This window comes from Pandoraea apista, assembly GCF_001465595.2.
GTDB lineage: Bacteria > Pseudomonadota > Gammaproteobacteria > Burkholderiales > Burkholderiaceae > Pandoraea > Pandoraea apista.
This window is the reverse complement of sequence record NZ_CP013481.2, coordinates 4,457,077-4,468,892: the sequence shown is the minus strand read 5'-3', so window position 1 is coordinate 4,468,892 and position 11,816 is coordinate 4,457,077. Positions and strand designations below refer to the sequence as shown.

Sequence of the window (11,816 nt, the reverse complement as noted above, 5' to 3'; positions counted from 1 at the left end):
TAGGTAAGTTAAGTAATTAACTTGTCAGCATACTTTGAGAGCGACCGGTTCAAGTGATTTATCACGAAAACCGAAAACAGTAACAGGTTTAAACTGAAGAGTTTGATCCTGGCTCAGATTGAACGCTGGCGGCATGCCTTACACATGCAAGTCGAACGGCAGCACGGGTGCTTGCACCTGGTGGCGAGTGGCGAACGGGTGAGTAATACATCGGAATGTACCTTGTAGTGGGGGATAGCTCGGCGAAAGCCGGATTAATACCGCATACGCTCTGAGGAGGAAAGCGGGGGACCTTCGGGCCTCGCGCTACAAGAGCAGCCGATGTCAGATTAGCTAGTTGGTGAGGTAAAAGCTCACCAAGGCGACGATCTGTAGCTGGTCTGAGAGGACGACCAGCCACACTGGGACTGAGACACGGCCCAGACTCCTACGGGAGGCAGCAGTGGGGAATTTTGGACAATGGGCGCAAGCCTGATCCAGCAATGCCGCGTGTGTGAAGAAGGCCTTCGGGTTGTAAAGCACTTTTGTCCGGAAAGAAATCCTCTGGGTTAATACCTCGGGGGGATGACGGTACCGGAAGAATAAGCACCGGCTAACTACGTGCCAGCAGCCGCGGTAATACGTAGGGTGCAAGCGTTAATCGGAATTACTGGGCGTAAAGCGTGCGCAGGCGGTTTTGTAAGACGGATGTGAAATCCCCGGGCTTAACCTGGGAACTGCATTCGTGACTGCAAGGCTAGAGTATGGCAGAGGGGGGTAGAATTCCACGTGTAGCAGTGAAATGCGTAGAGATGTGGAGGAATACCGATGGCGAAGGCAGCCCCCTGGGCCAATACTGACGCTCATGCACGAAAGCGTGGGGAGCAAACAGGATTAGATACCCTGGTAGTCCACGCCCTAAACGATGTCAACTAGTTGTTGGGGATTCATTTCCTTAGTAACGAAGCTAACGCGTGAAGTTGACCGCCTGGGGAGTACGGTCGCAAGATTAAAACTCAAAGGAATTGACGGGGACCCGCACAAGCGGTGGATGATGTGGATTAATTCGATGCAACGCGAAAAACCTTACCTACCCTTGACATGTACGGAATCCTGCTGAGAGGTGGGAGTGCTCGAAAGAGAACCGTAACACAGGTGCTGCATGGCTGTCGTCAGCTCGTGTCGTGAGATGTTGGGTTAAGTCCCGCAACGAGCGCAACCCTTGTCCTTAGTTGCTACGCAAGAGCACTCTAAGGAGACTGCCGGTGACAAACCGGAGGAAGGTGGGGATGACGTCAAGTCCTCATGGCCCTTATGGGTAGGGCTTCACACGTCATACAATGGTCGGTACAGAGGGTCGCCAAGCCGCGAGGTGGAGCTAACCCCAGAAAACCGATCGTAGTCCGGATCGCAGTCTGCAACTCGACTGCGTGAAGCTGGAATCGCTAGTAATCGCGGATCAGCATGTCGCGGTGAATACGTTCCCGGGTCTTGTACACACCGCCCGTCACACCATGGGAGTGGGTTTTGCCAGAAGTAGGTAGCCTAACCGTAAGGAGGGCGCTTACCACGGCAGGATTCATGACTGGGGTGAAGTCGTAACAAGGTAGCCGTAGGGGAACCTGCGGCTGGATCACCTCCTTTCTAGAGCAAGCACTGGAAGTTGAGTGTTCACGCTTATCGGTTGTTGACTGCGTAGATCTAAGTCGGGTCTGTAGCTCAGGTGGTTAGAGCACCGTCTTGATAAGGCGGGGGTCGAAGGTTCAAGTCCTTCCAGACCCACCAAGCTAACCACCGCCTGACCAAGTCAGATGGTAACTGGCTTGAAATGGGGGCATAGCTCAGCTGGGAGAGCACCTGCTTTGCAAGCAGGGGGTCGTCGGTTCGATCCCGTCTGCCTCCACCAATTCCTTAGATCGCACATCGATGTCAGTCAAAAGCTTTTACGTCTGCAGTAAATCCCAATGGTGATGAAACGTGAATGTTTTTGAATGACAGCAATGTCATGCAGTATTTGTTCTTTAACAATTTAGAAGAAGTAGTAGTACAACGGAAGCGCGTTAGAGATGGCGCGTGGAAATTGTACGGGTTGTGATTGTATCAACCAGTATTTAAGTGATCGAAAGATGACTTGGAATACGGCACAACGCGATAACTCAACCTATAGCTGGAAGACATTCTGGTTATAGGGTCAAGCGAATAAGTGCATGTGGTGGATGCCTTGGCGATTACAGGCGATGAAGGACGCGATAGCCTGCGAAAAGTTGTGGGGAGCTGGCAAATAAGCATTGATCCACAAATGTCCGAATGGGGAAACCCGGCCTTTTAGGTCATCCTAGACTGAATACATAGGTCTAGCGAAGCGAACGCGGCGAACTGAAACATCTAAGTAGCTGCAGGAAAAGAAATCAACCGAGATTCCCAAAGTAGTGGCGAGCGAAATGGGACCAGCCTTCAAGATTTAGCACCGGTGTTATCAGAACGGAATGGAAAGTCCGGCCATAGTGGGTGATAGCCCCGTATGAGAAAACCCTGGTGTGGAACTAAGCTTGAGATAAGTAGGGCGGGACACGTGAAATCCTGTCTGAAGATGGGGGGACCATCCTCCAAGGCTAAATACTCGTAATCGACCGATAGTGAACCAGTACCGTGAGGGAAAGGCGAAAAGAACCCCGGGAGGGGAGTGAAATAGATCCTGAAACCGCATGCATACAAACAGTCGGAGCCTCGTAAGGGGTGACGGCGTACCTTTTGTATAATGGGTCAGCGACTTACATTCAGTGGCAAGCTTAACCGAATAGGGAAGGCGTAGCGAAAGCGAGTCCGAATAGGGCGTTCAGTCGCTGGGTGTAGACCCGAAACCAAGTGATCTATCCATGGCCAGGATGAAGGTGCGGTAACACGTACTGGAGGTCCGAACCCACTAATGTTGAAAAATTAGGGGATGAGCTGTGGATAGGGGTGAAAGGCTAAACAAACTTGGAAATAGCTGGTTCTCTCCGAAAACTATTTAGGTAGTGCCTCGTGTATCACCTTCGGGGGTAGAGCACTGTCATGGTTGAAGGGTCCATTGCGGATTACTTCGCCATAGCAAACTCCGAATACCGAAGAGTGCAATCACGGGAGACAGACATCGGGTGCTAACGTCCGGTGTCAAGAGGGAAACAACCCAGACCGCCAGCTAAGGTCCCTAAATATTGCTAAGTGGGAAACGAAGTGGGAAGGCTAAAACAGTCAGGAGGTTGGCTTAGAAGCAGCCACCCTTTAAAGAAAGCGTAATAGCTCACTGATCGAGTCGTCCTGCGCGGAAGATGTAACGGGGCTAAGCAATATACCGAAGCTGCGGATGCGAGCTTGCTCGCATGGTAGGAGAGCGTTCTGTAAGCCTGTGAAGGTGTCTTGTAAAGGATGCTGGAGGTATCAGAAGTGCGAATGCTGACATGAGTAGCGATAAAGGGGGTGAAAGGCCCCCTCGCCGTAAGCCCAAGGTTTCCTACGCAACGTTCATCGGCGTAGGGTGAGTCGGCCCCTAAGGCGAGGCAGAGATGCGTAGCTGATGGGAAGCAGGTTAATATTCCTGCACCGTCGTATGATGCGATGGGGGGACGGATCGCGGAAGGTTGTCCGGGTGTTGGAAGTCCCGGTCCCTGCAGTGGAGAAGGCGCTTAGGCAAATCCGGGCGCGTAATTCAAGGCTGTGGGGCGAGCGAACTTGTTCGCGAAGCAATTGGAAGTGGTTCCAAGAAAAGCCTCTAAGCTTCAGTCATACGAGACCGTACCGCAAACCGACACAGGTGGGCGAGATGAGTATTCTAAGGCGCTTGAGAGAACTCGGGAGAAGGAACTCGGCAAATTGGTACCGTAACTTCGGGATAAGGTACGCCCTTGTAGCTTGACTGGCCTGCGCCAGAAGGGTGAAGGGGTTGCAATAAACTGGTGGCTGCGACTGTTTAATAAAAACACAGCACTCTGCAAACACGAAAGTGGACGTATAGGGTGTGACGCCTGCCCGGTGCCGGAAGATTAAATGATGGGGTGCAAGCTCTTGATTGAAGTCCCGGTAAACGGCGGCCGTAACTATAACGGTCCTAAGGTAGCGAAATTCCTTGTCGGGTAAGTTCCGACCTGCACGAATGGCGTAACGATGGCCACACTGTCTCCTCCCGAGACTCAGCGAAGTTGAAGTGTTTGTGATGATGCAATCTACCCGCGGCTAGACGGAAAGACCCCATGAACCTTTACTGTAGCTTTGCATTGGACTTTGAACCGGTCTGTGTAGGATAGGTGGGAGGCTTTGAAGCAGGAACGCTAGTTTCTGTGGAGCCGTCCTTGAAATACCACCCTGGCTTGTTTGAGGTTCTAACCTAGGTCCGTAATCCGGATCGGGGACAGTGCATGGTAGGCAGTTTGACTGGGGCGGTCTCCTCCCAAAGTGTAACGGAGGAGTACGAAGGTACGCTAGGTACGGTCGGAAATCGTGCTGATAGTGCAATGGCAAAAGCGTGCTTAACTGCGAGACTGACAAGTCGAGCAGGTGCGAAAGCAGGTCATAGTGATCCGGTGGTTCTGTATGGAAGGGCCATCGCTCAACGGATAAAAGGTACTCTGGGGATAACAGGCTGATACCGCCCAAGAGTTCATATCGACGGCGGTGTTTGGCACCTCGATGTCGGCTCATCTCATCCTGGGGCTGTAGCCGGTCCCAAGGGTATGGCTGTTCGCCATTTAAAGAGGTACGTGAGCTGGGTTTAAAACGTCGTGAGACAGTTTGGTCCCTATCTGCCGTGGGCGTTGGAAGTTTGAAGGGGGCTGCTCCTAGTACGAGAGGACCGGAGTGGACGAACCTCTGGTGTACCGGTTGTCACGCCAGTGGCATCGCCGGGTAGCTATGTTCGGAAGAGATAACCGCTGAAAGCATCTAAGCGGGAAACTCGCCTTAAGATGAGACTTCCCTAGGAACTCGATTCCTTTGAAGGGTCGTTCAAGACCAGGACGTTGATAGGTCAGGTGTGGAAGCGCAGTAATGCGTTAAGCTAACTGATACTAATTGCCCGTAAGGCTTGATCCTATAACCAGTGTGTTTTCCCTGGTTTGAGTGACGTGTGTGCGCCAAATGGCGCTGATACATTCACAACCCAAACTACATGATGTACTACGCTTCTTCTGAATTGGTTTTGTTGCACGCCTAGTGCAGCAGAACATACAAGTTATGCCTGATGACCATAGCGAGTTGGAACCACCCCTTCCCATCCCGAACAGGACCGTGAAACGACTCCACGCCGATGATAGTGCGGATACCCGTGTGAAAGTAGGTAATCGTCAGGCTCCCCTAAAAACCCCTTGCTACAACGCGTAGCAAGGGGTTTTTGCTTTGTGCGCGTCCAATGGCTCGCGGGATTCTTCCTTTGAAACTCCCCGCGTGATTCATCGGCTTGGGGAGCCTCGGCAGCATGCGCTGGCGATCCCGAATCACTGTTAGGACATTGGCTGATGTCGGCAATCGAGACTGGTTCTTAGCTCATGTCACTGGCCGATGCCGGCGTCGCTACTGGTCCTTAGCCGATGCCGTGATGCAAGCCTCCCGTTTTGCATATCCAGACTCGACCACGTCATTGGTCGATCCCGGGCGTCTGGCTACACGGCGGACCGAGAGCTTGCGGGATGTCATTGCTAATATCCCACCGCTACCGCTACCGCTAACGTCGTTGCTATCGCTATCGACCAATTGTTTTCGCTGCCCTACATAGGGCACGGGATGGCGCCAAGGCGAATCACCCTGTGACCACGAACCCACGAGGGACGATTCGCACTGCTTATGTGAATCCGTTTGATTGGCTTTGATTTGTGCCACGCAATGCAGCAGACAGGTCGTCCAATGATCTTGCAAACGGACGTATAGCTTTCGCAGTTTTTGCAGTTTTCGCGACGACCAGCGGAGTGCGCCCCACCAGTAAGCAGTCCCTTCCGTTTGCCGTATCGTCTGCGGCCGTCACACGATACATCGCTTCGCTCTGTTGGCGTCGTCTGCGACGTATCGAGCTACGTAATTCAGATGAAAATTCAGATGAATCGGGAAGAGTGGCTTTCATCCAGATCAGGAATTTATTGCGATCAGCGGAGGCCGTTTCTGGTCACTCCGGTGCAATCCGGACGCCTTCCGCTGATAACCGTTAACGGAATGAGTCTGAATAAACACGACGCGCGACAGCGGGCTGGCGTTTCGCCGTGCGCTGCGTCAATCGACTGAGCAAGTGGAGATTGGGGAAGGCGGGAGGGATACTGTAAGCCACCCGATACCGGACGGACATCGAACAGCTCACAGCGCACAGTCGAAAGCTAAGACACCAATGGACTCACGCGATTTACGCGTTATCGGGTTGTCGCAAGGACCCGTCGAACCAGAACTACGCAAATACCGGCAAACACGATTAGCGCGAGCCATTCGGCTGTCGGGGCAAATCCGTTGCCGACGATGGCCAACGGCGCATCGGAGCCGGTGAAGCCAACGACCATCGCCATCGCCACGCCGACAAGACTTTCACCGACGATTAAGCCCGACGCCAACAACACCCCCCGTCGTTCCGCCGCTTCTGCGAATGGACCGTAATCCTTGCCCTGCGCTTTTGCGCGCGCTTTCAGCACACGTTGAGCGATCCAGCCCAACACGGCACCAATCACCAGCACCGAACCGATCGTCGGCGGCAAATAGATGCCGATGCCCACGGCAATCACCGGCAACCGCGCGACACCGCCGCGCTTTGCCAGCACCGCATCGATGGCGATCAAGGCGAGGCCGAGCAACGCACCAATGCCAAGCATCGACCAATCGAGCTTATGCGTGAAAATGCCCTTCGCGATGGCCGTCATCAAAATTGCCTGCGGTGCCGAAAGGGCTTGCGATGGGTCCATGCCTGGACGCGGCAACGCATCCGTAAAGCCGTACGCGTTGTATAGCAGGTTCAGCACCGGGGGAATCACCGCCGCACCGACCACGCAACCAACGAGCAGCGCCACCTGCTGACGCCACGGCGTGGCACCCACCAGCCAACCCGTTTTCAGATCTTGCAGGTTGTCGTTCGAAATCGTTGCAATGGCGATGACGGCCGACGTGGTGAACAGCGCCAACGCGATCGCGAGCTTGCTGCCCTCGCTCGTGTCGAGCAGCCCGCTTGCTTGACTGACACTGAGAATCAGCAGCGAGACGAGCACCACTGCAACGATCCCGATACCCGAAATCGGGCTGGCCGACGAGCCCACCAGTCCTGCCATGTAGCCGCAGGCTGCCGCCACCAGAAACCCGAAGACAACAGCAAACACCACACTGCAAGCCACCAGCGTTGCAATCGCGCCGAACGATAGCGGGGCCTGTGCAAGAAACACGCCGAATGTCACAACCCACACCGCCACGCACACCAGCGTCAGCCCGATCACCCAATACGGCGAGAGGTCTTGCTCGGTACGCCCCAATGCAGCGCCCTTGCCGCGTGCACTGCGCGATTGTCCCAGCGCAGTGAACGACGTCTTCACACCGTCGATCATCGGTTTCGCGAGCGTGATGAGCGTCCAGATCGCAGACACGCCAATGACGCCGGCTCCCATGAATCGCACCTTGTGCTGCCACAGACCGTTGGCAAACGCGGCAATCGTCTGGCTATCGGTGTTCGGCGTCATGGAGGTGAGCACCGGCACCGCAATGCCCCAGCTAAACACAATGCCAAACAGTATCGCCAAGCCTGAAACAATACCGATGAGATACCCCGCGCCGATCAGGGCAAGCGAGAAACCGGTTGTCAGGCGGAAGACCGCGGCGCCAGCCGGAATCCACGCCGTAATACTCTCTCCCAATACCTTCAGGCCCGCCGTGGCGAACGCGAACAGTGCGGAGATCGCGCCGCCGAACGCAATTTCGCGCACACCGCTGGTTTCGCTGGCACTGTCGCTTTTGGCTGGCGACGTCTTTCCGCCGGCCGAAGCGACGTCGTCGCCTTCACTGCCAACGCGCAGAATTTCTGCCGCCGCCACCCCTTCGGGGTAGGGCAGCTCGCTGTCGACAACCATCGCGCGTCGCAGCGGAATGGTGAACAACACGCCGAGAATGCCGCCCGATGCGCAGATCGCGAGCGTCAGGCCGAACGGAAAGCCTTGCCAGTGACCAATCATCAACAGACCAGGCAGCACGAAGATGATCGACGACAGCGTGCCGGCCGCCGACGCCTGCGTCTGCACCATGTTGTTTTCGAGAATGTTGCCGCCGCGCAATGCGCGCAGCACGGCCATGGAAATGACGGCCGCCGGAATCGACGAGGAGAATGTCAGCCCGACTTTCAGACCAAGGTAGACGTTGGAGGCGGTGAACACCACGGTGATCAGGGCGCCTAGGATCATGCCACGCACCGTCAGCTCGGGGAGCGAGACGGCGTCGGGAATTCGGGTCGGAAGAGATGCCATGTATGAATCGGGGGGATTTTTCGCCCTGTGGGAATGTGGCGCAAATTGTATGCGCGCCTGTGGTGCACCGCCAGTCTTGACGGGCGAGATAGAACGACCGTTCGAATCGCTCTTTTTTCGCTGTCCGAAGTTAGCCCCCACCCACTTTCGTCTGCCCTGCCGCTTGATGAATTTCAATGCGCCGAAATGTCATCTATTAAACCGATGGAATCTAACTTTTCTCAAATGATTTAATGATGGATGATGCGGGTTTTCCCTAGAATTAGAAGCAAACGCGTGGCCGCTCCGAGGGAAAGGAGCGCCGCGCAGTTAAAGGAGCTTTCCGATGTCCAGTCTGCATACCTCATTGCATCCGGTAACCCCGTCGAGCGGCGCACGTCGCTGGCTGGTGCTTGCCATTGTGTCGGTAGCGCTGCTGCTCATCGTGATCGACATGACGGTGCTCTATACGGCACTGCCTCGTCTGACCCACGATCTCGCAGCAACGGCCTCCGCCAAGCTGTGGATCGTCAACGCGTACGCGCTCGTTGTGTCGGGCTTGCTGCTCGGCATGGGCACGCTGGGCGATCGACTCGGCCACAAGCGTCTGTTCCTTGCCGGGCTGGTGGTCTTCGGCGTGGCGTCGCTTGCGGCGGCATTGGCTCCTGACGCCAATTTCCTTATCGGTGCGCGTGCTTTCCTCGGCGTGGGTGCTGCGATGATGATGCCCGCGACGTTGTCGTTGATTCGTCTGACCTTCGCCGACACCCATGAGCGAGCGCTCGCTATCGGCATCTGGGCGTCGGTCGCTTCCGGTGGTGCAGCCTTCGGGCCGGTCGTCGGGGGCGCATTGCTCGAGCATTTCTGGTGGGGCTCGGTCTTCCTGATCAACGTGCCGATCGTGCTGGTGGCATTGCCGCTCGCGTGGTGGCTGATTCCGAAGGGTGGTGCCACGTCGGCGCAACCGTGGGACTGGTTCGGATCGCTGCTCTTCATGGTCGGCCTGATCGGGTTGACGTATGCGATCAAGAGCGCGGGCAAACCGTTTCCGGACTGGTCGACGGTCGCTGTCGCGCTGATCGTGGGCGTCGCTTTTCTGTGGGCTTTCGTGAAACGGCAGCAACGCAGCGCGCATCCGCTGCTGGACTTTGCCCTGTTCCGCAATCCGGCGTTTTCGGGCGCGGTGGCCGCAGCGGTGGTGGCCGCTGCTGCCCTGATCGGCATGCAACTGGTATTCAGCCAGCGTTTGCAACTGGTCCTCGGGTATTCGCCACTGGAAGCCGGGTTGGCCAGCATGCCGTTGTCACTCGCTGCCTTCGTAGCAGGGCCGATCGCCGGGCGTTTGCTGCCGCGAATGGGCGGCGCACGGATGTTGCCGATTGCGCTGTTGACGTCCGCCGTCGGTATGGCGGGCTACCTCGTGGCACGCGACATGGGCTTCTTGTTTTCGGCACTATCGCTGGCGATTCTCGGCCTTGGCGTCGGCGCGACGATGACGGCTGCATCGAGCACGATCATGCAGAGTGCGCCGCCTGAACGCGCGGGCATGGCGGCATCGGTCGAAGAGGTGTCTTACGAACTGGGCGGCGCGCTGGGCGTGACGTTCATGGGAAGCCTGCTGACGTTCGTCTACGGCCGGGCAATGGACGTGCCGCAAACGGCAGCGCTGCCCGACACCGTGCGCGACAGCCTCGATGAGGCGCAACTGGTCGCTGAGCATCTGCCGCCGGCACTTGCCGACACGCTGATGAGCGTGGCGAACGCTGCCTTCAATCAAGGCTTCAACGCCGTGATCGGCGCGGGCGCGCTGCTGCTTTTCGCGACCGCCGTCTGGGGCCGCTGGCACGCACGCCAGCGCTGAACCATAGGTTCGAAGCGCGTGCTCACTGTCTGGTGAGTGCGTGCTTCACTGCAACGAACACGACAACCAATGCGCGATACGCACGCCGTCCAGACGTGAGCCTTCGGGGGTGTCGCTGCCGAGCATCGTCACGATGACGGGGCGCCGATCATGCACCATCACGCGCATCACCATGTTGTGCCCCGACTCGTTGATGAAACCGGTCTTCTGCACACTCGCCTTCACTTTCCCGTAGCGCACCAGTCGGTTCGTATTGACGTACTGCAATTGCCCTTTGCCCGTGCGCACTCGTTGCTGATGATCGATCGAATAGCGGCGGATGAGCGGATAAGCGTTCGACGCACGCACCAGGCGCGCCAGTTCGCGCGCCGTCGACACATTGCGCGGCGACAGCCCTGTCGAGTTTTCGAAGCGTGTGTTGGGCATGTTCAAGGCGCGAGCCTTGGCGTTCATGGCGGAGATGAACGCCGCGCGTCCGCCCGGATAGTCGCGGCTCAACGCGGCGGCGGCGCGGTTCTCCGACGCCATTAACGAGATGTGCAACATGTCGGCGCGCGAGAGCGTTGAGCCCACCGCGAGACGCGAATGTGTGTACTTGAGCGTATCGAGATCCGCCGTCGTCACGGTGAGTGGCGCGCGCATCGGCGGCCTGCTATCGAGCCAGACCACAGCCGTCATTAGCTTGGACAGCGAGGCAATCGGGCGAACCTGATCCGCATTGAGGGCGAAGAGCGGCGTGTTCGTTTTCTCGTCGACGATATAAACGGCTCGCGAGAAAAGGCGTTTGCGTGACGCCGGCGTGAAGCCGCAACGCGCGAGTAATCGGGGTTTCGCGTCGGTGCTCACTTGCGCGGCGGCTGCATTGCCGGCTTTGGCCGAGGCCGCAGGGGCCACCGGCGCAGCACGAGCCATGGCCGTCGACGGCTTCGCTCCGGCCTTGCGTTTTGGACTCGCAGCAGGCCGCTTTGCCGCAGCTTTCGCCTGGCGTGGCGGTTTTGCAGCCTTGCGCCCGGAAGGCGCCTTCGCACGAGGGGTCGCCGCTCGTTTGCGGGATGTACTTGCCGCCGCTGCTTTCCGGTGCGTGGTTTTTGCCGGCTTTTTCGCCACGGCTTTCTTCTTCCTGGCGGTATCGTCACGGCGCTTGCCAGTGTTGGCGTGATGCGCTGTGGCGCCGAGCGCGTCGCTCACAGGTAGCCCTGCGATCAGCAATATCACGCCAAAGAGCACCAGGCGTGCGAGCGCGACGACGCGTGGCGGCACGCCATAGAGGCGGGGCAGAGAGGGGCTGAGCAGCGAGTACCACGAGGTAGACATCTTCGCGCGATTCCGTAGTGAGGTGTGACGGTCGACGCGTGCATGCAAAAGGAACCACCTCGCGCAGCGGGGAGCCGCCACGCGGGACGCAGACGCAATACACGGGAAACTTGTTGGACGGCAGGTCGACGAGGAGTTCCTGAATTTTGCGGTGATGTATTACAAAAAGTTACCTATATCGAACCTTCGGCGTACGAATGCTCTGCGCCGCGCGCCGTATTTGCTTTGCGTTTTTG

The 11,816-nt window shown here is 57.0% G+C and carries 3 protein-coding genes, 2 tRNA genes and 3 rRNA genes; 6 read left to right on the top strand and 2 right to left on the bottom strand.

All coding sequences use genetic code 11. The features are described 5' to 3' along the window. Nucleotides 1-90: 90 nt before the first annotated feature. The 5 genes from AT395_RS20150 (at nucleotide 91) to rrf (ending at nucleotide 5,303) form a co-directional block, all read left to right on the top strand. Nucleotides 91-1,623: ribosomal RNA gene (locus AT395_RS20150) — 16S ribosomal RNA — on the top strand. 64 nt (nucleotides 1,624-1,687) lie between these two features. After that, nucleotides 1,688-1,764: transfer RNA gene (locus tag AT395_RS20145), tRNA-Ile, on the top strand. A gap of 45 nt (nucleotides 1,765-1,809) precedes the next feature. Continuing rightward, a tRNA-Ala gene (locus tag AT395_RS20140) sits at nucleotides 1,810-1,885 on the top strand. 283 nt (nucleotides 1,886-2,168) lie between these two features. Then, nucleotides 2,169-5,046: ribosomal RNA gene (locus tag AT395_RS20135) — 23S ribosomal RNA — on the top strand. Between the two features lie 144 nt (nucleotides 5,047-5,190). After that, nucleotides 5,191-5,303 (top strand): 5S ribosomal RNA (gene rrf, locus AT395_RS20130). The 16S, 23S and 5S rRNA genes sit together here with 2 tRNA genes alongside, the layout of an rRNA operon. A gap of 1,044 nt (nucleotides 5,304-6,347) precedes the next feature. Here the strand turns inward: rrf and AT395_RS20125 are convergent. Further along, nucleotides 6,348-8,426, bottom strand: coding sequence for an OPT family oligopeptide transporter (locus AT395_RS20125; protein WP_047827176.1), 2,079 nt, complete (start codon nucleotides 8,424-8,426; stop codon nucleotides 6,348-6,350). A gap of 325 nt (nucleotides 8,427-8,751) precedes the next feature. Between AT395_RS20125 and AT395_RS20120 the strand changes: the two genes are divergently transcribed. Next, nucleotides 8,752-10,266 carry an MFS transporter gene (locus AT395_RS20120; protein WP_047827177.1) on the top strand — a complete coding sequence of 505 codons (1,515 nt, stop codon included), beginning with the start codon at nucleotides 8,752-8,754 and terminating at the stop codon, nucleotides 10,264-10,266. A 45-nt stretch (nucleotides 10,267-10,311) separates the two neighbouring features. Here the strand turns inward: AT395_RS20120 and AT395_RS20115 are convergent, their stop codons facing one another. Next, the gene (locus AT395_RS20115) at nucleotides 10,312-11,580 is read right to left on the bottom strand and encodes a serine hydrolase (RefSeq protein ID WP_231606119.1); all 1,269 of its coding nucleotides are present in this window, start codon (nucleotides 11,578-11,580) and stop codon (nucleotides 10,312-10,314) included. Between the last annotated feature and the right edge of the window lie 236 nt (nucleotides 11,581-11,816).

Bases quoted from the DNA above. Each gene is read 5' to 3' on its own strand.
- AT395_RS20125 (WP_047827176.1), bottom strand. From the start codon at position 8,426: ATGGCATCTCTTCCGACCCGAATTCCCGACGCCGTCTCGCTCCCCGAG.
- AT395_RS20120 (WP_047827177.1), top strand. From the start codon at position 8,752: ATGTCCAGTCTGCATACCTCATTGCATCCGGTAACCCCGTCGAGCGGC.
- AT395_RS20115 (WP_231606119.1), bottom strand. From the start codon at position 11,580: ATGTCTACCTCGTGGTACTCGCTGCTCAGCCCCTCTCTGCCCCGCCTC.